This is a genomic window from SAR202 cluster bacterium, assembly GCA_016872355.1.
Taxonomy (GTDB): domain Bacteria; phylum Chloroflexota; class Dehalococcoidia; order Lucifugimonadales; family VGZY01; genus VGZY01.
Window position 1 is genome coordinate 1 of sequence record VGZY01000013.1, and the last position, 20,460, is coordinate 20,460.

Here is a 20,460-nt window from a genome sequence, read left to right on the forward strand (position 1 = left end):
GACCTTTCTCATCCCCAATCTTCACTCGGTGAGCAGCCAAAACCCGAAGCGCAGGAGTCTCCCACCGGAATTCAACCGAAACCTCGGGCGAGAGGACTCAGTCCCTATCCGGCTAAGTCCACCGCCCATAAGCCAGCTGCAGACCACCCATGGAGACGAACCGTACTGACAAAATCACTGCACCCTAAACACTGACAGATTCACTGCCCCTTGACAGTTTAACGGCAGGGCTCAACCGGGAAGATTTTCCAGATCATCCAGGTCCTTGAATCTACCGGCTGCCCGCTTGTTGGCCCTCAGGCTTTCCAAGTCGATGATATTAGTGCGGACGCCGTCAAGTTCCGTCACAACTCGCTTCCCGTAGCACGCCCTGAACTCCACTCCGGAAATGCTTGTCAATACCTCAAGCCTGACCGGAGGGACTCCCATTCTGAGGATATGCGATTCACGAATCAGAAGACCAGGGGTTAACTGGGGCATGTCAAACCCAAAGGCACGGAGGGCTTCAACGGTCCGTTCCGCGTTGTCAGGGCTCGCAGCGACCCAGACGTCAAGGTCGGCAGTCGCCCTGGGATACCCGTGGTACGCGACCGCGTACCCGCCGACAATCAGATACTCAACCTTGTGGGTGTTCAACAACCTCAAGAACTCTTAGAAGTCTGGGGCCAGGCGGATGGTACCCATAGTTAATTTGTCGCAAGGTTTCGAGCGCGGTGAGGCGCTCCTCAGGGGTTATTGACCACCAGTATTCGCGGTCATCCGGCGGGTCGACCAGGCGGGCGACCTTCATAGACCGACGGTCCAGTCGCATAGTCTCAAGTTCTTCCATGTCCGTATGCTAACATATGGCCCATGTCTTCGCAGCAGGACTGGAACGTCCAGGTCAGAAATTGCCTATTGACGGCGGTTAGAGCGGTGGCTATAATAACGAAGCTGTCGCAAGATACGGCCACGGCAACCGCAGCGAAAGCTGCCTTACCAACGTAAAAACCCCCTGGTAGTTTGAGCGAAGTGGTCCCACCCGTTCCCATCCCGAACACGGAAGTGAAACGCTTCAGCGCCGACGATACTGCATGCGCAAGTATGTGGGAAAATAAGTCACCGCCAGGGGTTTTTTTGTTTTTATCCCACCGGCGTCCTTTTTCCCCTTCGTAACATGGCCGCTCGTTCCATTTCCCATTTCTCCACGATCGTCACCCGTCACCGCCTGGGTCAATGCCTTTGTCGGTTACGAATTCCGCAAGTCCACGCGCAGCTTGCAGCCAGAATCATTCGCCTTCCCCTTGGTACACCATAGGCACGCGAGGTAGCGCGCCCCATCTCTCGCGATTTATAGGTATAAACAGCTTTTTTTGGTACACCCCCTGTGTTACAATTAACTTGGCTTCGTAAGGGGCGCCAGCCCCGCTAACGTCCAGGCTACCGAAGCCGTTTCCCACTTCCTCTTTTGTTCCCGATAGCGTAAGCAGATACCGTACATTTCTAAACTTTACACCCTCGCATCTGCATACCTATAATTGAAAAAGCCAGGACTACATCTTTAAGGGCGGTAACGGAACGTGAGTTCAATTCAGCAGGATGCCGGCAGCACGCAGGACATGGGGGAACTGCTCGACTCCTTTGAGCCCATGAAGCCACTTCGCTGGGGCGAGGTGATCCAGGGAATCGTTATGCGCTCGGACGCCGACGGCGTGCTCGTAAACATCGGGCACAAGGCCGAAGGCATAGTCCCGGCCGCAGAGATGCGGACTCTCGACAGGGCCGCCCTCGAGAAGATCAAAGTAGGCGATGAAATCCTCGCGATGGTCATAAAGGGCGAGTCAGCAGAGGGTGCAGCTATCCTCTCGATCGACAAAGCCCTGGGCGAGCTCGGCTGGCGCACGCTTGAAAAGTCCGTTGACAGCGGCGTTGTCCTGAAAGGGAAAATCATTGGATTTAACCGGGGCGGCGCTATAGTAGAGGTGGAGGGCGTTCAGGGGTTTGTACCCATGTCCCAGATCATAAGCGTCTCGCGAGAGCACTTCAAGGACAAGCCTGAGGGCGCGCCGGATACCACGTCATCCGAGATCGGCAAAGACCTGTCCCTCAAAGTCCTCGAAGTGAACCGGAGCCGCAACCGAGCCATCCTTTCCGAGCGGCAGGCGGTCCAGGAGCGCAGGGAAGAGAAGAAGGCCAAGCTGATACAGGACCTGGCCGAGGGCCAGGTGAGGAAGGGGCGGGTCACCGGCATCAGCTCCTTCGGCGCTTTCGTTGATCTGGGCGGCGCGGACGGGCTCATCCATATCTCCGAGCTCTCATGGAATACGGTGAGCGCACCGGACCAGGTAGTAAAGGTAGGGCAGGAGCTTGAGGTGTACGTCTTGAGGGTGGACCCGGACAACAAGAAGATCGCCCTGAGCCTCAAGCGACTGCAGCCAGAGCCGTGGGAGACGATTACCCAGCGGTACAACGTCGGCGATGTTGTGGACGCGGTTATCACCAAACTGACTGACTTCGGCGCGTTTGCCAGGGTGGAGGGCTCTGTAGAGGGGCTTGTCCACATCTCCGAGTTGACGCAGAAGATGATCAGCCATCCGCGGGAGGTTGTGGGGGAGGGAGACAATGTGAGGCTGAAGATCCTTCGCATTGAGCCGGAGAGGCGCCGACTCGGGCTCAGCTTGAAGCAGGCGGTCGAGGAGCAGGGCCAGGTGTAAGGTCCCAGCCGCTTCGGCAGGAAATTCGCACACTCCGTGCAGGAGATCACCAAATGACAAGCAGGTTTGAAAAGTTTTCCGAGAGGGCTCGCCGGGTCCTGTCTCTGGCCCAGGAAGAAGCCCAGCGGTTCAACCATAACTATATTGGAACGGAGCACATCCTGCTCGGGCTGGTCCGGGAGTCAGACGGCGTTGCCGCCAAGGTCCTCTCCAACCTCGGAGTAGAGCTCAACAAGGTCCGGTCCGCCGTCGAATTCATCATCGGCAGGGGTGAGCGCAGCACTTCCGGCGAGATCGGCCTCACGCCGCGCGCAAAGAAGGTGATCGAGCTGGCAGTGGATGAAGCCCGCAGGCTCAACCACCACTACATCGGCACAGAGCACCTCCTGATCGGCCTCATGCGCGAGGGCGAAGGCGTCGCGGCAGGCGTCCTGGAAAGCCTCGGCATCAACCTGGACAAGGTCCGCGCCGAGACCAGCCGTATCCTCACGCAGACCTTCCAGCACTCCCAGGGCGGCACGGCATCAAAGCCCGCCACCCGCACCCCTACGCTCGACCAGCTCGGCATCGACCTTACGGCCGCCGCGCGCGCCGGCAAGCTTGACCCTACGGTCGGTCGCGAAAAGGAGATCCAGCGCGTCACGCAGATCCTCAGCCGCCGCACCAAGAACAACCCCGTCCTCGTCGGCGAGCCGGGCGTCGGCAAGACCGCCATCGTCGAAGCTCTGGCACAGCAGATAGCCTCCAACGAAGTCCCGTCCACTCTCCAGGGCAAGCGACTGGTGACTCTGGACATGGGCGCGCTCGTCGCCGGCACCAAGTACCGCGGCGAGTTCGAAGAGCGCCTCAAGAAGGTCATAGAAGAGATCAAGGCCTCCGAGAACTGCGTCCTCTTTATCGATGAGATCCATACCATGGTCGGCGCCGGCGCTGCTGAGGGCGCCGTGGACGCCGCCAATATCCTGAAGCCCTCCCTCGCCCGCGGCGAGCTGCAGTGCGTAGGCGCCACGACGCTCGACGATTACCGCAAGTATGTAGAGCGCGACCCGGCCCTGGAGCGCAGGTTCCAGCCGGTGACCGTCGAGGAGCCGACCGTCGACATGACGATTGAGATCCTCAAGGGCATTCGCTCCCGGTACGAGGAGCACCACCAACTTGAGATCACCGACGACGCTCTCCGCGCCGCCGCAACCCTGGCCGCCCGGTACATCCCGGACCGGTTCATGCCGGACAAGGCAATTGACCTGGTTGACGAGGCTGCATCGCGCGTCCGCATCAACTACAGCACCGCGCCGCTGACGCTCAAAGAGACTTCCAAGGCGCTGAACACGGTGCGGACGGAGAAGGACGAGGCGATCTCGTCCCGCCAGTACGAGTACGCCGCCGAGCTCCGCGACCGCGAGACACAGCTCGCCGAGAAGCTCATGGGCCTTGAGAAGGCATGGCAGGAGGAGCGCGGGAAGGACAAGCCGAAGGTCTCCGAGAAGGACATTGAAGAGGTTGTCTCGATGTGGACGGGCATCCCTGTGACCCGCCTGTCCGCCAGCGAGATGGAGCGCCTGAAGAATATGGAAGAGGAGCTCCACAGGCACGTCGTCGGCCAGGAGGAGGCGGTCACGATCGTCTCCAAGGCCACCCGCCGCGCTCGCGCCGGCCTCAAGAATCCCAAGCGCCCCACGGGTGTGTTCATCTTCGCCGGCCCTACAGGCGTGGGCAAGACGCACCTGGTGCAGAAGCTGGCGCAATTCCTCTTCGGCACCGAGGACGCCGTCATCCGCGTCGACATGTCGGAGTTCATGGAGCGCCACGCCGTCGCGAGGCTTGTCGGCGCGCCTCCGGGCTACGTTGGCTACGATGAGGGCGGCCAGCTCACAGAGGCCGTCCGCCGCAAGTCCTACTGCGTCATCCTGCTGGACGAGATCGAGAAGGCCCACCCTGAGGTCTTCAACATCCTGCTCCAGATATTCGATGACGGCCACCTGACCGATTCGCGTGGCCGGAAGGTGGACTTCCGCAACACGCTGATCGTCATGACGAGCAACATCGGCTCGGACCTGATCCGCCAGGACAAGTCGCTCGGCTTCAATACGAAGGTCGGCGACGAGGGCAAGAGCAAGGCCGATTACGAGCGCATGAAGGGCAACGTGCTGGATGAGATCAAGCGCTTCTTCCGCCCGGAGTTCCTGAACAGGATCGACGGCACGGTCGTATTCCACCCGCTGACCCGCGACCAGGTCCACAAGATCGTGGACATCGAGACGAAGAAGGTGGCCTTCAACCTGGTGGAGAAGGGCATCTCGCTGGAGATAACCGACGCCGCCAAGGCGTGGATCGCAAACAAGGGCTACGATCCCCTGTTCGGCGCGAGGCCGCTGCGCCGCGTCATCCAGGACGAGGTTGAGGACCGGCTGTCCGACGCTCTCCTGGACGGCAGGTTCAAGACCGGGGACACCGCGCTCATCGATATCGAGAACGAGGTCCTCACCGTCAAGGCGAAGGCCCGCACGGAGCCTGTTGCCTCCAACTGAGGTAACCGTAGATTGATGATGGGAGGGCCCGGGCCGTACGCAACGGCCCGGGCCCTCTGCTTTTGATAGAATGTGGCGGCAAATACGTTTTCCGCAGAGCAGGAGCAGGGCTATGGAGCAGGAACGGATAGTCTATCTGAACGGCAAGATGGTGCCTGACAGCCAGGCGCTTGTCTCAATTGAAGACCGCGGGTTCCTTCTGGGCGACGGCTGCTTTGACACAACCCGCACATTCAACCACAAGATATTCAAGCTGAGCGAGCACCTCGACAGGTGGTTCGACTCCCTCCAGTATCTCCGCATAGATATAGGAATGGACAAGGCGAAGGTCGCCGACCTGACGATGCAGGTGCTCGAGGCTAACCTGCCGATGATCGGCAAAGAGGACGACCTCTGGGTTACCCAGAAGGCCACCCGCGGTCTGCGCGGCGTGACGGAGAAGCCGAAGCCGACCGTGATCATAGAAACGCGCGCCATCCCCTTCAAGTCGCGCGGTCACTACTACAGCGAAGGCATCCCGCTGATCGTGGCCTCCGTGCGCCGAACGCCCCCGGAGTCGCTCAGCCCAAGGGTGAAGTCGCACAACTACCTCAACCTGATCATGGCAGACCTTGAGGTCAAGTCCCGCGATCCCAATGCGTGGGCAATTACGCTTGACGTCAACGGCAACCTCGCGGAGGGAGACGGCAGCAACATCTTCGTCGTCAAGAACGGAGCGGTCTTCACGCCGCGCACGAATTTCGTTCTGGGCGGCATCAGCAGGCAGACGACCATCGAGCTTGCCCACGAGATCGGCATAGAGATGGTGGAGAAGGACATCGACCTGTTCGATGCCTATACGGCGGACGAGATGTTCGTCACGGCGACCAGTATCTGCATCTGCCCGGTGTCCAGCATCAACGGCGCGAAGATCGCCTCCGGCAAGGTGCCTGGCCCCATCACGTCCCGCCTCCTGGAGGCGTACAGCGGACTCGTGGGCAAGGACATCGTCCGCCAGTTCACCCGCGAGCTCTAACAACGGAATCGAAGGAAGCGTAATGCCAACCGTAATGACCGTAAACGGCCCTGTAGACTCGTCGAAGCTCGGATTCACCCTCATCCACGAGCACATATTCCTCGACCTTCGGATCGACGTATGGCTCAGCGACAGGATGCTCAATGTGCCGGAAACCGCGTTCTCCGAGCTGATGCTCTTCAAGAACGCCGGCGGCGTTACGCTCGTGGACCAGACTCCCGGTGGGCTGCGCGGCAACAAAAACCGCATACTTCCTATCAAGCACCCGCTCGCCATCCGGGAGATGGCGCGCCGCACCGGGCTGAACATCGTCCTCGGCTGCGGCTGGTACCGCGAGCCGTATTACGAGCCGTACCTGCACCGCGCGAAGACCGACGAGATCGCCGAGGAGATTGTGCGCGACGTTACGGTCGGCATCGAGGGGACGGACGTGAAGGCCGGGATCATCGGGGAGATCGGCGCTCACAGCAACTTCGTGTCCGCGGTGGAGGAGCGCGTCCTTCGCGCAGCCGCCAGGGCGCAGAAGCAAACGGGAGTGTCGCTCTCAACGCACCAGTCGGAGGGCGACATCGCCTTCGACCAGCTGGATATCCTGGAGCACGAGGGCGTGGACCTGCGCCGCGTAATCTGTAGCCACATCGCCAGCGGCCCCAGCCACGAGTACGCCGTCGCGGTCGCAAAACGCGGCCCCTTCGTTTCTATTGAGGGCATCGGGAGCTTCCGACCGGCCTACCAGGAGAACGTCATCCGACGCATCCTGCACATAATCGAGAAGGGCTACATCGACCAGCTTCTCCTGTCGCACGATGTGTGCGTCCAGCCCATGTACACCGTCAACGGCGGCGGAGGCTATGCCTATATCTCAACGCAGTGGCTGCCGCTCCTGAAGCAGCGCGGCCTAAGCGACGAGCAGCTCCACAGGATAATGGTAGAGAACCCGCGCAGGGCGCTCACAGGGGAGCGGGTGTAGGAAGAGGGCAGGGACAGATGGCGAAACGGTCCGAAAAGACACAATTCATGTGTGAGAGCTGCGGCGCAGATAGCCCGAAGTGGTCGGGCCAGTGCCCGGGCTGCGGCCAGTGGAATACCATGGTGGAGTTTCGCCCGGGCGCCGCGCGGCCGTCTGGGCGCGGCGGCGCCAGGGCGTCCGCTTCCGCCGTGCCGGCGCAAGAGCTGTCTGAAGTCTCCGTTGAGCGCGTTCTCAGGATGGATGTCGCCTCGGACGAGGTGAACCGCGTCCTGGGCGGCGGCCTTGTGCCGGGCTCGCTTGTCGTCATAGCCGGCGACCCCGGCATCGGCAAGTCGACCCTCCTGCTCCGTATCGCCGCGGAGATCGCGTCACGGCAGGGCAAGGCGCTCTACGTCACCGGCGAGGAGTCGATGGCGCAGGTGAAAATGCGGGCCGACCGCCTGGGCATCAAGGGCAACGGCCTCATTCTCCTGCAGACGACGCTCCTGAACGACGTGATCTCCCATCTGGAGCAGGTCCGGCCCGCGGCGGCCGTCGTGGACTCCATCCAGACGATGTTCGACGATGGCCTCACATCGCCTGCGGGGAGCGTGGCGCAGATACGCGAGTGCACGCGTATCCTGATGGAGTGGGCGAAGGTGCACGACGTCCCGCTCATCCTCACCGGCCACGTAACCAAGGGCGGCGAGATCGCCGGACCCAAGGTCCTTGAGCACATGGTAGACGTGGTCCTTTACCTCGAAGGCGACCCGGTAAGCTCGTGGCGTTTGCTGCGTGCCGTGAAGAACCGCTTCGGCTCGACGAACGAGGTGGGCGTGTTTGAAATGGCCGAGCGCGGCCTGATAGAGGTCTCGGACCCATCCAGCGCGTTCCTTGCCGAGCACCGCGAGGGTGCCGTGGGCTCGGCCATCGTGCCCGTGATGGAGGGCAGCAGGCCGATGCTCGTCGAGGTGCAGGCCCTGACGAGTCCATCGGTGCAGCCGATACCCAGGCGTGTGGCGACGGGAATCGATCTCAACAGGCTGCTCCTCGTTTGCGCGGTCTTGAGCCGGCGCGTCGGCGTATCGCTCGCCACGCAGGACGTCATCGTGAACGTCGCGGGCGGCCTGCGGATTTCAGAGCCCGCGGCAGACCTGGCCGTCGCGCTGGCCATAGCGTCCAGCGTGAAGAATGTGCCGGTCTCGTCCGGTACCATAGCAATTGGAGAGATCGGCCTGAGCGGGGAGGTCCGCCGCGTGCCGCACCTGCAGCGTCGCATCTCTGAGGCCGCGCGCCTTGGACTCCGAAAGTGCATCGTCCCCGCAGGGGGAGAGATGGGCGCGGACAGGGCCGTAGTGGACGGCACGCCCGTCGAGACCCTCGTCCACGCTCTCTCCCTTGCCCTGCCCAGAGGCAGAGAATCGTAGCGCCGGGCGGTCCCAAGATTTCTCCCAGAGGTTACACAACTGCGAGTCGCATACCTTAACTGCACCGGCGGCGTAAGCGGCGACATGTTGCTGGGCGCGATCATCCACGCCGGCGTGCCTGTTGACGCGCTTGCATCCGAGCTCGCGAAGCTGAACGTGCCGGGCGTTGCGCTATCCGCCGCGCCGTCTGAACGCAACGGCGTTCACGGCATCCATGTCGTCGTGAAGCAGGACGCCTCTGTCCGCAAGGCACGCACAGTGGACGAGCTTGTCTCTATCATCGACTCCTCACCCCTCGCGGCCGCTGTGAAAGAGCGCAGCACGGCAGTCCTGCGCCGCCTGGATCAGGCGGAAGCCATTGCGCACGGTGTGGAGATCGGCCAGACGCACCTGCACGAGCTGGGCGAAATGGATACGCTCTACGACGTCGCAGGCGCCGTCATCGGCCTCGACATGCTCGGAGTGGAAAAGCTGTACTGCTCTCCGCTGCCGACCGGCTCAGGCACGGTGAAGACCGCGCACGGCGTGCTGCCCGTGCCGTCGCCCGCGACCGCGGCCCTTTTCGCTATCGCAGGCGCGCCCACAACTCCTCCGCCGGGCAATATCCCGGACTCCGGCGAGATGGTCACGCCGACAGGGGCGGCAATTGTCACGACGCTGGCGGAGCTACGCCAGCCGCGCATGAGCGTTGAGCGGGTAGGGTACGGCCTCGGCACACGCAATCCGAAAGGATACCCGAACGTCGTCGCCATCTGGCTGGGCGATAAGGCTGACGAAGCTGGGGACGCCGGGATGTCTCTGCTGGACACGAACCTGGACGACATTTCGGCAGAGGTCCTTGGATACACACAGGAGCGGCTTTTCGCGCTCGGGGCGCGGGACGTGTGGTTCACCCCCATACAGATGAAGAAAAACCGGCCGGCGACGATGCTAAGCGCTCTCGTCCCTTCGAACCTGGAGCAGGTCGCCGCGAATCTAATCCTGCGAGAGACAACCAGCCTCGGCGTCCGCGTGCGCCCGATAACCAGGTACGAAGCCGGCAGGGAATACGTCCGGTTTGTCTCGTCCCTGGGCGAGGTAGGCGTTAAGATAAAGAGTATCGACGGCGCGCCGGTTTCGGTCTCGGCCGAGTACGAAGACTGCCGGAGAATAGCCCTGGATACCGGCCGGCCGCTACAGGATGTGATAAGAGTGATAGAGGCGGAAGCATGGGCCCGGCGCCTCCTGGAAGGGACTCAGCCCAAATGACCAGCTCGAACAAGCTCATCTACATGGACCATGCGGCAACCACGGCGCTGCGGCCGGAAGCCCTGCAGAAGATGCTCCCGTACTTCACGCAGAGCTTCGGCAACCCGTCCAGCATCTACACCCTGGCGCAGGAGAGCCGCAAGGCCCTCGACGAGGCGCGCGACGTGGTGGCGAAGGTGCTCGGCGCACGGAGCACGGAGATCGTCTTCACCAGTGGCGGCACGGAATCGGACAACGCCGCCGTCAAGGGCGCGGCCCTCGCCCTGAAGAGCACCGGCAACCACGTTATCACATCATCCATTGAGCACCACGCCGTTCTCCACTCTGTCCACCAGCTTGAGCAGGCGGGCTACGAGGCGACGTACCTTACCGTGGACGAATTCGGCCGCGTCTCCCCGGAAGACGTGCGCCGGGCGATAACGGACAGGACGGCCGTTGTCAGCATCATGTATGCCAATAACGAGATAGGCACGGTGCAGCCTATTGCGGAGATTTCCCGGGTGGTGAAGGAAGAGGCGAAGCGACGGGGTCGGACGATCGTGTTCCACACGGACGCCGTGCAGGCCGCCGGACTGCTTGACCTGAATACCCGGACGCTCGGTGTGGACATGCTGAGCCTCTCCGGCCACAAGTTCCACGGCCCAAAGGGGACCGGCGTGCTGTTCGTGAGGCGCGGGACGCCCTTTGAGCCCCTGCAGGTCGGGGGCGGGCAAGAGAAGCAGCGCCGGTCCGGCACGGAGAACGTCCCGGGCATTATCGGGCTCGCTGAAGCGCTCCGTATCGCGGAAGAAGAGCGGGAGCACACCGTCGCCCAGTGCACCGTCCTGCGGGACCGGATAATCTCCACCGTTCTGGACAGCGTCTCCGGAGTCCGCCTGAATGGGCACCCCACCGAGCGACTGGCGAACAACGTCAACTTCTCGTTCGAGAATATCGAGGGCGAGCCGGTCTTGCTCGGCCTGGACTTCGCGGGCATCGCCGCCTCCAGCGGGAGCGCATGCTCCTCGGCGTCGCTCGAGCCTTCGCACGTCTTGACGGCCATTGGGCTACCGGCTAACATCGCGCAGGGCAGCCTGCGTATCACGCTCGGGGCGGAGAACACCGGGGAGGAAATTGATTACCTCCTTTCCATCTTGCCCGGCCTGATTACGAGGCTCCGGGGCATGCCGTCTCTGAGGAATTGAACCTCCACGACAGAGACGCGCATCTGAATTAGTGTAGTGTGACAATACGCAAAGTCCACGGCCCGCAAATGGGCCTAGCCTTAATCTTCGGGAGGATTTGATGGGGACCCCAAAGCACGTTAGCGACGCTTCGTTTGAGCAGGATGTACTGAAGTCCGACCTGCCTGTGCTGGTCGACTTCTGGGCCGAGTGGTGCGGGCCGTGCAAAATGATCGCGCCGGTAGTAGAAGAGCTTGCCAAAGAGTACGACGGCAAGGTTACTTTCGCAAAGCTGGACGTTGACAGCAACCCCCGCGCCGCGATGAAGTACGGCGTGCGCGGAATTCCGACCCTGCTCCTGTTCCGGGGCGGCGCGCCTATCGACCAGGTCGTCGGCGCAGTACCCAAGTCGCGGCTCAAAAACGTGCTCGACAAGGCCCTGGCCCGAACGGCCTGACAGCCTCCTTGGATAGTTAAAGGACACCTCCGGCCCTATGGAGGTGTCCTTTATTTTGCCCTGCAAGTAGTCAATGTTTACGTTGACCCAGACTAGTTGCGGTGGTAGGATGGTTCGTGTCTTCTAAGTAACTTTTCTGTCGCCAACCCGCTCAAATACCACAGTCCGGCTCGGTTATCACCGCACCATACCCAGAGAATTGCTAATTTGGCTTGCCGGCCTGTGCTATTATTGCGTGCGTTTCAGGCTTAACTCAAAGCTGACAGAAATAGGGACGTTGACGTTGTAGGTTCTGTCACATCGATAATGTCCTGTCGTGTTTGACGCAGATTAGGTACGCAGCGTATTTGCGCTATCAACATAAGGGACCTGAACTGCGGAGTCTTCGAACGTAAATGAAAATTCTGTACCGTGCCGCCGCGTACGGTTTCCGACATAAGCTCCTCATCACAGGCTCGTACGCCAGCACCTTTTCGGCTACCTTCCTCGGACTCCTGACGCCCCTCCTCCTTGGTTCGTCAATCGACTCCGTCATTGATAGCGGGGTAAGCAGCCGTCTCTGGCTTTACGGTGGGGCAGTGCTCCTCGTGGCCTTCCTGCGGAGCATGTCCACCTACGCCCAGTCGTTCCTTTCCGAGGCTGTGTCCCAACGGGCGGCGTTCGACATTCGCAACGACTTCTTCCGCAAGCTCCAGCACCTGAGCTTCGGGTTCTACGACAAGCACCAGACCGGAAACCTGATGTCCCGCGCCACGTCGGACATTGAGAACATCCGGGGCTGGGCCAGCGGCGGCTTGCTGCAGATCTTCACCATCACGTTCACGGTTATTTCCGTCTCGGCAATCCTGTTTACGACGAACTGGAAGCTGACGCTCGTCTCCCTCAGCGTGACTCCGATCGTCGGCAGGCTTTTCGGGAAGGGCATGCCGAAGCGGCTGAACGATATGTGGCACAAGGTCCAGGTAGAGACCGGCCACATGACCACAGTCCTGCAGGAAAACCTCACGGGCATGCGCGTCGTCAAGGCGTTCGGCGGCCGCCAGTTTGAGCAGGCGAAGTTCAAGGACAAGTCCGTGATTGTGGCGGACGAGACCTACCACGCGAACGCGCTCCAGATTTCCCGCGGCGCGATTATGACGTTCGTCTATACGGGCGTCACAGGCGCGCTGCTTCTCGTCGGCGGCATGGAAGTGGCGGACGGGCGACTGACGCCGGGCGAGTTGGCAACCTTCCTCCTGATGACGAACCAGATCCTGAACCCTGTGCGCCAGCTTTCCGGCGTGATCACCAACGTATCCCGCACCATGGCAGCCGGTAACCGCGTTTTCGAGATACTGGACGCCATATCCCCAGTGGAAGAGAAGAAGAACGCCATCGTTCTGCCGCGCGCAAAAGGGAAGGTCAAGTTCGATCACGTCTCCCTCAGCTACGACGGCAAGGCGGCGGCGCTGGACGACATCGACTTCGAGGTGGAGCCTGGCCAGCTTGTGGCGATCCTCGGCGGCCCGGGCGCAGGCAAGAGCAGCCTGGTGCACCTGATCCCGCGCTTCTACGACGCGACGAAGGGCCGCATTACGGTGGACGGCACTGACATCAGGGACGTGACGCTGAACTCCCTGCGGACCAACGTCGGCATCGTTCAGCAGGACGTATTCATGTTCGCCGCTACAATCAAGGAGAATATCGCCTACGGCCTCGAAGGCGCGTCGATGGACGACATTGAAAGGGCATCGAAGATCGCCCAACTCCACAACTACATCATGACGCTCCCGCACGACTACGATACGTGGGTGGGTGAGCGCGGCATAACGCTCTCCGGCGGCCAGCGCCAGCGCCTGGCGATCGCGCGCACGGTCCTCCTGGACCCTCCCATCCTTGTGCTGGACGACTCCACCGCCAGCGTGGACGCGCATACCGAGGCGCTCATCCAGCAGGCGCTGGGCGAAGTGGTCAATGGGCGCACAACGTTCGTAATCGCCCACAGGCTCTCCAGCATCCGCCGCGCGAACCTGGTCCTGGTCCTGGAGCATGGCAAAATCGTCGAGCGAGGCACGCACCAGGAGCTGATGGCTCTGGGCGGCTTCTATCGCAAGATCTACGACCTCCAGTTCCGGCCGCAAGAAGAGAAGGCCGCCCAAAACCCCGCGGTCCATTAAGAGGCATACTCACAGATGTTCATCAAAGGGCGGACCCCCGTCCGTCTCGAATCAAAGCGGGGCATCAGGATCGAGGACGATACGGTCGGCGCAAAGATCGTCGACCGCAAGATCATCCTTCGCATGGGCAAGTACTTCAAGCCCCATTCGAAGCAGGTCTTGCTCATCCTCATCGGCATGATCGTCTACACGGCGACCGTCGTGGCCATGCCGAAGCTGATCGAGATCGTCATCAACGACTACATCACCACGCAGGACATGTCCGGCCTCTACTGGGCAGTCGCCGCGTTCGTGGGAATTGCCGCGGTCCAGATGGTCTCCGAAATGTTCCACCGCCGGCTGATGAACCGCGTCGGCCAGGACATCCTGATGGAGATGCGGGTGGACCTGTTCAACCACCTGCAGAAGCTCTCGATGTCTTACTTCGACAGGAACGAGGTCGGCAAGGTGATGTCGCGCGTGCAGAACGACGTGCGGCAGCTCCAGGAGCTCCTTGCGATCGCCGTCGTGACCCTCGCTGACGTGTTCAGCCTTGCCGGCATCGTCGCGATCATGCTCTACACAAACGCGAAGTTGTCCGTTCTGACGTTCCTGGTCATCCCGCCGCTCGCGGCTCTCATGGTATCGTGGCAGCGATTCGCCCGCCGGGCATACATGCGCGTGCGGCTGGCCGCTGCGGACGTCAACTCCGACCTGCAAGAGAACATTTCGGGCATCCGTGTAGTGCAAAGCCTCAACCGAGAGTCCGCGAACTTCCGCAGGTTCGGCGAGGCCAACCGCGAGAACTTCCGCGCCAACATGTACGCGCAGATGTATGCCGCGATGATCTCTCCGGCAATCGAAATACTCGCAGCCATATCGCTTGCAACGGTTATCGTAATCGGCGGCAGCCTGGCGATCAGCGGGACGGTAGAGGTCGGCGTCATCGTCGCGTTCGCCCTGTACATCCAGCGCTTCTTCGGCCCGGTGCAGAGCCTGTCCGGCCAGTACGCATCACTCCAGCGCGCAATGGTGGCCGGGGAGCGCATCTTCGAGCTCCTGGACACGAAGCCGGACGTAATGGAAAAGCCGGGCGCCCTGGAGCTTCCCAAGGTTAGGGGCGAGATTGTCTACGATCACGTAGAGTTCCACTACACACCGGACAGGCCTGTGCTGCGTGGCATAAACCTGCATATTCCTGCCGGGTACACCGTTGCGCTGGTCGGTCCTACAGGGGCGGGAAAGACAAGTATTATGTCGCTCCTGATGCGCCTTTATGACGTAACGAAGGGCCGCATCACGATCGACGGGCATGACGTACGCGACGTTTCGCTGGACAGCCTGGCGCACCAGATGAGCGTGGTGCCCCAGGAGCCGTATCTCTTCTCCGGGTCCACTCTCAAGGAGAACATCAGGTACTGCAGGACGTATGTAACGGACGAGGATATTGTTCGCTCCGCAAAGGCGGTTGGGGCGCACGATTTCATAATGAAGTTGGAGAAGGGCTACGACACGCCTCTGCAGGAGCGCGGCGGCAACCTGAGCACGGGCCAGCGCCAGCTAATCAGCTTCGCCCGCGCAATCGCAGCCAATCCGCAGATCCTGCTGCTGGACGAAGCGACGGCGAATATAGACACGCAGTCTGAGGTAATGATCCAGAAGGCCCTGGACGAGATGCTCAAGGACCGCACGGCTGTTATCATTGCTCACCGCCTGTCGACGATTCGCCATGCAGACCTGATCCTGGTCCTGGAACGCGGTCAGATTGTGGAGCGCGGCAAGCACGATGAGCTTATTGCGAAAGGCGGCCTCTACGCGAAGCTCAGCTCATACAACATGATCGGCGACGAGATCGAGCCCTCTGCAGACGGCAGCGAGAACGGGAACAGGGGCCACACCTAGAGACGCGGCTCAGGGCCGCTGCAGCTTCTCCACGCCCAACTCTTCGCAGATCCTGTCGAACCACTCCACCACCTCAAGGTGCAACGGAATGCCATTTGCGCGACGCTCGAGCTCGGTCTCGAACTCCGGCAGGCCCGGATAGAACACACGGTCATGACCGGGGGCCGGCCTCGTCTCCCTGAGCGTCTTCAGCCTCCTGTCCATGTCTGTCTTGAACTTATCCACGTCCGTGAACGCTGCGATGTTGAACGCCGCGAAGAAGTGGCCGCCTGATGGGCTATCGGTGAACGGGAAGTTGAGAAAGCCCGCGAGCGTTTCCACCATCATGTTCAGCCCGTAACCCTTGTGGGACCCCATCTCCCTTGTGGAGCCCAGCAGCAGCTTGTAGTACTTGCCCGATGGCACCGGGACTTCTTTCATGATCGGGACACCGTTTTCGTCCGCTATCCACCCCGGCATCATTTTTGCGCCGAGCCTGCGCGCGATATTGATCTTGTTGCTCGGCACCTGCGATGTTGCTGCGTCGAACATCAGAGGCGCCTCGTTGCGGGCGGGAGCGGCGAAGGAGATGGGGTTCGTGCCAAGCCTCGGCTCTGCGCCGAAGGTAGGCAGAACGCCGCCTCCCCAGTTAGTGGCGGACATACCCACCATATCTTGCTTTGCGGCAAGCATTGCGTGGTAACCGACTCCCCCTGCGTGCCCGCAGTTAAAGACAGTGACCGCCGCGACGCCGGTGGTTCGGGCCTTCTCGATCGCCATCTCCATCGCCCGCGGCCCGACGACGCTGCCGTGTCCCTTATCGCCGTCGATGACGGCGGAGCCGGGGAATTCCCTTACGATTCTCACGTTCGGGCGCGGATTGATGTGGCCGGTTCGAAGGCTCTGTATGTAGCCGCGCAGCTCATTGGAGACGCCGTGGGACTCGTTTCCCCAGAGGTCCGTCGTGACGATCACGTCCGTGGCAAGAGCGGCGTCTTCCGGAGGCATTCCGGTCTTCAGATAGAGCGCGTTGATGGTCGCCCGAAACGACCGCTCCGGGATACGGACCTGGATTTCTTCAGGGACTTTGAAGCGCTCAAGCATTGGGACCGGACTCCTGGAGTACATCATTTTCGAGGAACCGCTCGATCATGGAGACCACCCGGGCGGGTACCTGGAGCTGGAGGAAGTGACCGGAGTCGAGCGTCTGCCCGGTTACGAGCCCTGGGCAAAGGCGGCTAAGACGGTCCAGGTCGGTCATGTGACCGCCGGCGGACGCGACGGCAAGGACTGGCACGCTTACGGGCGGCGTTGTGGCGGCGGAGGCGCTCCGGCTTAGTAGCATGTGTTCCATTGCCGAAGCGATAACATGCTGCGGCCGGGAGCTCATCCCTTCGACGATTCGCGCCTGCATATCGGCGTCGTCTGTCGGCAAGAACATCCCGCGCACGTGGTCTTTGACGAGCTCGCGGTACTCCGGCGCGTGGAACCGGCGGCGTAGTGGACGCATTGCGCGGACGCGTAAGTCGTCCATCGCAAGAGGAGAATCGAGCGCGACTATAGCCCGGGCCAGTCCTGGGTGGCGCGCGGCGGCTTCGTACGCGACAACGCCGCCCATGCTGTGGCCTATGATCACGGGCGAGCGAATGCCTAGCCGGTCGCACAGCCATGCCACATCGTCTGCGAAGCCGTCGATCGTGTAGTCCTGGGCGGGGCAGTCGCTCTCTCCGTGGCCACGGAGGTCGACCGACACGACCCTGTAGCGAGCGGCGAAGTGCCTGAACAGCGGGGCCATGTAGGTGTGGTCGCACGCCCAGCCGTGAACGAGCACGAGCGCCCCGATGGGCTCCGGGGCGCTCGATTCTTCGAATGCAAGGTCTACGTCGCGTAGCAGCTTGCGCATACGGCGCTCCGTCACGCCTTGGGCGTCGCCTTGATCTCGATCTTCTTGATCGTGGGCGCCGCGACGGGGCTGGACTTCTCGCCGCCCGGCCCGGCGGTCACGGGCGTGTTGGCAAGATCGTCGATGACCTTAGTGCCGTCCTTTGCCCGGCCGAAGATCGTGTAGTTCTTGGGAAGGCCGGCGTCCTTGGCGTGGACGATGAAGAACTGGCTGCCGTTCGTGTTCGGGCCGGCGTTTGCCATCGCGAGCGTGCCTGCAACGTAGTTGCGCTTGACGGGCTCGTCCTTGAACCGGTAGCCGGGTCCGCCGCGGCCGGACCCTTCGGGGTCGCCGCTCTGGACCATGAAGCCCTTGATTATGCGGTGAAAGATGACGCCGTTGTAGAATCCGTCCCTGGCAAGAAAGACGAAGTTATTTACCGTGACCGGCGCTTCGTCCGCGAACAGGTCGAAGGTAATTGTGCCCTTCGACGTCTCGATGACGGCGGTGTAGGTCTCCTTGGCGGGATCGATGACCATCGCTGGGGGGCCCTTGTAGATCTTGATGGCGGTAGCTCCTGAGAAGATGTTCGGGACTATGGTACATGGGGAATTGGGGAAGGTCAAAGCGGGAAATGGGAGAATGCGATAGGGTGAGCGATGTGTCAATGGCTTCGTAGGGGCGTTCTATGAACGCCCTGGTTGGTTACGAATACGGTTCCACTAACCATATTCCACGCCGTCGAGGGCGTTCATAGAACGCCCCTACGGCATGCGCAATCCGCGCTAGTTCGCGGACAGCGACGGCGCCTTTAGCTCGGGGCCGATCTCTTCCTGGGTGAGGGGGACCGCCTGCTTCTGGTATACCTGGATGCGGTACGACTCATGATCGGCCACGTACATGCGGCCCTTTTTGTCCAGGCGCACGGAGCGCGGACCCTGGAAGCGCTTCTCCGTCTCCATGTTCGCCATCTCGCGCAGGCGAAGGACGCGCTTCTGGTTCTTGATGAGCTGGATGGCAGACTTCGACAGGGTTGCGTCGCCGATGAACTTCTGGACGAACCGGCCGCCTTTGTTGTACAGGTTAACCCTGTTGTTACCCCAGTCGGCGACGTAGATATCGCCGTCGTCGTCTACTTCGATGCCTGCGGGCCTGGTTAGCTCCCCGTCGCCCGTCCCGGACTTCCCGAACTCGAATATGAAGCGGCCGTCGCAGGTGAACTTCTGGACACGGTCATTGCGCCAGTCGCTGACGTAGAGGTCTCCGAACTTGTCTTCTGCGATGCCCCAGGGGGTGTCGAATTCGCCGGGGCGGTTCCCCTGCGAGCCGAAGCTCATGATGAACCTTCCGTCTTTGGTGAACTTCTGCACCCGGTGGTTGAGAGCGTCGACGACGAACACGTCCTCTTTCGCATCGAACGCGATGCCGGCGGGCCGGTTAAGCTGGCCCTCCTTCGAGCCGTGCTGCCCCCAGTGGCCGAGGAACTGGCCTTCCTTCGAGTACATAGTGATCCTGTGACAGGCCTCGTCCGTGATGTAGAGGTTATCCTCTCCATCCAGGACGACCTGGATGGGCCACATCATCTCGTCTTCGCCGACGCCCTTCCGGTCGCGGCCCCACGCAAGCTTCCCGAATGTCCGCACGACCTGTTCGTCGAACGTGATCACTCGTATCGGCGCGGTGCACAGCACGTAGATCAGCCCGTCCTTGCCGATGGCGAGGTCCATGGGGAAGTCTGTGATCCTCTTGCAGGCGAGCGTTGTGAGGTACGGGAAGCCGACGCGGAGAAGGGCGTAGGGGAAGGTCATTCTGGCGCCTCCGTGTGCAGTGAAAAAAAGTAGTCGCTCGGTACATCGCTCCTCGCATTCGCCATCGCTGACCGTTGGCGAAGCAGGCGCGATGAATCCCGCGACTACAGAAGTCAGATCCGTTCAGTTTCTACTTGAAAATGGGTAGCTGCTCGAACTTGCCGTTCACTATGGGCACGGAGTCGAGGCCCATCACCTGTTCCAGGATCGACGCGTACATGCCGCGATAGTCGTAGGTGTGCTTCAAGTCCTCGCCATCGGCCAGGTCCGGCTGCTTGAGCGAGGGGTACTCGGCGTAGAAGCCGCCCTTGACGTTGTCGCCGATGATGAACGCGCCGCCGCCCGCGCCGTGGTCGGTGCCGCTGCCGTTGTCCGCAACGCGGCGGCCGAACTCTGTGAAGACGAGCATCGTGACGTTGTCCGCGGCATCATGGTCGCGCAGGTCGCGGAAGAAGTCGCTGATCGCACGGGTGAGGTCACTCAGCAGGATCTGGTGCATGGGGGCCTGGTTGGAGTGCGTGTCGTAGCCGCCGTGGTTGACGTAGAAGATGCGTGTGCCCAGGTCAGCCAGGTGAACGCGGGCGACGTCGCGCAGGCCACGCGCGATCTCGTTGCCGGCGTACTCAACTTTGGACTTGTACATCTCCGGGGCCTTCTTGATGATCTCAGCGCCCTGGAGCACGCTATTGCCGGTCTCGGACAGGTAGTCCATGACAGGGCCGGTGCCCATTGCGGGAGCGTACATCTCCTTGAAGCGGTCCAGCGCCTCCATGCGCTGCTCCTCAACGGTCAGGCCCGTCATCAGGCCGTAGTTGTCCAGGTCGCCTACGGAGGTTACCGGGACGCCCTTGGAGACAAGCGCCTGCGGGAGGCCGCGGCCGAAGTTGACGGAGGTGAGGACGTTCTCTTTCTTGGGGTCGAGCATCTTCGTCACGATGCCCAGCCACCCTTCGGTGGAGATTTTCACGGGCTCGCAGGTGTGCCAGATGTACATGCTGCGGAAGTGGGAGCGGCTGCCGCCGGGGTAGCCGATGCCCTGGACGATGGCCATTTTGCCGGAATCCCAGAACTGCTTCAGGGGCGCCGCCGCAGGATGGAAGCCCACCTGGTCGTTGATCTTGACGACCTTGTCCTCTTTGACGCCCATCGTGGGACGATAGTCGTAGTAAAGCGGGTTTGCGAAAGGCACTATAGTGTTCATAAAGTCGTTGCCGCCCGCGAGCTGCACGACCACGAGGACTGGGGGCTTCTTAACGCTTGTGACCATCTGTACA

The 20,460-nt window shown here is 61.5% G+C and carries 17 protein-coding genes and 1 rRNA gene; 11 read left to right on the forward strand and 7 right to left on the reverse strand.

Annotation, left to right across the window (positions count from 1 at the left end; all coding sequences use genetic code 11):
• Positions 1-231 precede the first annotated feature (231 nt).
• Complete coding sequence (locus FJ319_04600) at positions 232-636, reverse strand: hypothetical protein (protein MBM3933570.1); 405 nt, start codon at positions 634-636, stop codon at positions 232-234.
• On the reverse strand, positions 617-829 hold the full coding sequence (locus FJ319_04605) for a hypothetical protein (GenBank protein MBM3933571.1): 213 nt from the start codon (positions 827-829) through the stop codon (positions 617-619). The genes FJ319_04600 and FJ319_04605 overlap by 20 nt, the downstream gene beginning before the upstream one ends.
• Before the next feature lie 164 nt (positions 830-993).
• On the opposite strand from FJ319_04605, the gene rrf reads away from it, so the two are divergent.
• The 11 genes from rrf (at position 994) to FJ319_04660 (ending at position 15,517) form a co-directional block, all read left to right on the forward strand.
• A 5S ribosomal RNA gene (gene rrf / locus FJ319_04610) occupies positions 994-1,110 on the forward strand.
• 449 nt (positions 1,111-1,559) lie between these two features.
• Positions 1,560-2,693, forward strand: a complete 1,134-nt coding sequence (locus tag FJ319_04615) for a S1 RNA-binding domain-containing protein (GenBank protein ID MBM3933572.1) — start codon at positions 1,560-1,562, stop codon at positions 2,691-2,693.
• A 53-nt stretch (positions 2,694-2,746) separates the two neighbouring features.
• Complete coding sequence (locus FJ319_04620) at positions 2,747-5,221, forward strand: ATP-dependent Clp protease ATP-binding subunit (protein ID MBM3933573.1); 2,475 nt, start codon at positions 2,747-2,749, stop codon at positions 5,219-5,221.
• Positions 5,222-5,291: 70 nt separating this feature from the next.
• Positions 5,292-6,236, forward strand: coding sequence for a branched-chain amino acid aminotransferase (locus tag FJ319_04625; GenBank protein ID MBM3933574.1), 945 nt, complete (start codon positions 5,292-5,294; stop codon positions 6,234-6,236).
• The gene (locus tag FJ319_04630) at positions 6,052-7,206 is read left to right on the forward strand and encodes a hypothetical protein (GenBank protein ID MBM3933575.1); all 1,155 of its coding nucleotides are present in this window, start codon (positions 6,052-6,054) and stop codon (positions 7,204-7,206) included. The genes FJ319_04625 and FJ319_04630 overlap by 185 nt, the downstream gene beginning before the upstream one ends.
• Before the next feature lie 17 nt (positions 7,207-7,223).
• Complete coding sequence (gene radA, locus FJ319_04635) at positions 7,224-8,612, forward strand: DNA repair protein RadA (GenBank protein ID MBM3933576.1); 1,389 nt, start codon at positions 7,224-7,226, stop codon at positions 8,610-8,612.
• A gap of 84 nt (positions 8,613-8,696) precedes the next feature.
• Positions 8,697-9,860, forward strand: coding sequence for a nickel pincer cofactor biosynthesis protein LarC (gene larC / locus FJ319_04640; GenBank protein MBM3933577.1), 1,164 nt, complete (start codon positions 8,697-8,699; stop codon positions 9,858-9,860).
• Complete coding sequence (locus FJ319_04645) at positions 9,857-11,044, forward strand: aminotransferase class V-fold PLP-dependent enzyme (protein ID MBM3933578.1); 1,188 nt, start codon at positions 9,857-9,859, stop codon at positions 11,042-11,044. Before larC ends, FJ319_04645 begins: the two co-directional genes overlap by 4 nt.
• Before the next feature lie 100 nt (positions 11,045-11,144).
• Positions 11,145-11,480, forward strand: coding sequence for a thioredoxin TrxA (gene trxA / locus FJ319_04650; GenBank protein ID MBM3933579.1), 336 nt, complete (start codon positions 11,145-11,147; stop codon positions 11,478-11,480).
• A 395-nt stretch (positions 11,481-11,875) separates the two neighbouring features.
• Positions 11,876-13,636 (forward strand): ABC transporter ATP-binding protein, encoded by a 1,761-nt coding sequence (locus FJ319_04655; GenBank protein MBM3933580.1) that lies wholly within the window; start codon positions 11,876-11,878, stop codon positions 13,634-13,636.
• Between the two features lie 15 nt (positions 13,637-13,651).
• Positions 13,652-15,517 carry an ABC transporter ATP-binding protein gene (locus FJ319_04660; protein ID MBM3933581.1) on the forward strand — a complete coding sequence of 622 codons (1,866 nt, stop codon included), beginning with the start codon at positions 13,652-13,654 and terminating at the stop codon, positions 15,515-15,517.
• Positions 15,518-15,526: 9 nt separating this feature from the next.
• Here the strand turns inward: FJ319_04660 and FJ319_04665 are convergent, their stop codons facing one another.
• From FJ319_04665 to FJ319_04685, 5 genes are all read right to left on the reverse strand, one after another.
• Entirely contained in the window at positions 15,527-16,627 is a 1,101-nt protein-coding gene (locus tag FJ319_04665; protein MBM3933582.1) for an Ldh family oxidoreductase, read from the reverse strand.
• The gene (locus FJ319_04670) at positions 16,593-17,399 is read right to left on the reverse strand and encodes an alpha/beta hydrolase (GenBank protein ID MBM3933583.1); all 807 of its coding nucleotides are present in this window, start codon (positions 17,397-17,399) and stop codon (positions 16,593-16,595) included. The genes FJ319_04665 and FJ319_04670 overlap by 35 nt, the downstream gene beginning before the upstream one ends.
• 11 nt (positions 17,400-17,410) lie before the next feature.
• Complete coding sequence (locus tag FJ319_04675; GenBank protein ID MBM3933584.1) at positions 17,411-17,917, reverse strand: peptidylprolyl isomerase; 507 nt, start codon at positions 17,915-17,917, stop codon at positions 17,411-17,413.
• 246 nt (positions 17,918-18,163) lie between these two features.
• Positions 18,164-19,186 carry a 6-bladed beta-propeller gene (locus FJ319_04680; protein ID MBM3933585.1) on the reverse strand — a complete coding sequence of 341 codons (1,023 nt, stop codon included), beginning with the start codon at positions 19,184-19,186 and terminating at the stop codon, positions 18,164-18,166.
• 130 nt (positions 19,187-19,316) lie between these two features.
• A complete protein-coding gene (locus FJ319_04685; protein ID MBM3933586.1) occupies positions 19,317-20,453 on the reverse strand; it encodes a DUF1501 domain-containing protein in 1,137 nt (378 codons plus the stop codon).
• Positions 20,454-20,460 lie beyond the last annotated feature (7 nt).

Coding starts and splice junctions, on each gene's coding strand:
- FJ319_04605 (MBM3933571.1), bottom strand. CDS start 829: ATGGAAGAACTTGAGACTATGCGACTGGACCGTCGGTCTATGAAGGTC.
- FJ319_04620 (MBM3933573.1), top strand. CDS start 2,747: ATGACAAGCAGGTTTGAAAAGTTTTCCGAGAGGGCTCGCCGGGTCCTG.
- FJ319_04625 (MBM3933574.1), top strand. CDS start 5,292: ATGTGGCGGCAAATACGTTTTCCGCAGAGCAGGAGCAGGGCTATGGAG.
- FJ319_04630 (MBM3933575.1), top strand. CDS start 6,052: ATGCCTATACGGCGGACGAGATGTTCGTCACGGCGACCAGTATCTGCA.
- radA (MBM3933576.1), top strand. CDS start 7,224: ATGGCGAAACGGTCCGAAAAGACACAATTCATGTGTGAGAGCTGCGGC.
- larC (MBM3933577.1), top strand. CDS start 8,697: ATGTTGCTGGGCGCGATCATCCACGCCGGCGTGCCTGTTGACGCGCTT.
- FJ319_04645 (MBM3933578.1), top strand. CDS start 9,857: ATGACCAGCTCGAACAAGCTCATCTACATGGACCATGCGGCAACCACG.
- trxA (MBM3933579.1), top strand. CDS start 11,145: ATGGGGACCCCAAAGCACGTTAGCGACGCTTCGTTTGAGCAGGATGTA.
- FJ319_04655 (MBM3933580.1), top strand. CDS start 11,876: ATGAAAATTCTGTACCGTGCCGCCGCGTACGGTTTCCGACATAAGCTC.
- FJ319_04660 (MBM3933581.1), top strand. CDS start 13,652: ATGTTCATCAAAGGGCGGACCCCCGTCCGTCTCGAATCAAAGCGGGGC.
- FJ319_04665 (MBM3933582.1), bottom strand. CDS start 16,627: ATGATGTACTCCAGGAGTCCGGTCCCAATGCTTGAGCGCTTCAAAGTC.
- FJ319_04670 (MBM3933583.1), bottom strand. CDS start 17,399: ATGCGCAAGCTGCTACGCGACGTAGACCTTGCATTCGAAGAATCGAGC.
- FJ319_04675 (MBM3933584.1), bottom strand. CDS start 17,917: ATGGTCATCGATCCCGCCAAGGAGACCTACACCGCCGTCATCGAGACG.
- FJ319_04680 (MBM3933585.1), bottom strand. CDS start 19,186: ATGACCTTCCCCTACGCCCTTCTCCGCGTCGGCTTCCCGTACCTCACA.
- FJ319_04685 (MBM3933586.1), bottom strand. CDS start 20,453: ATGGTCACAAGCGTTAAGAAGCCCCCAGTCCTCGTGGTCGTGCAGCTC.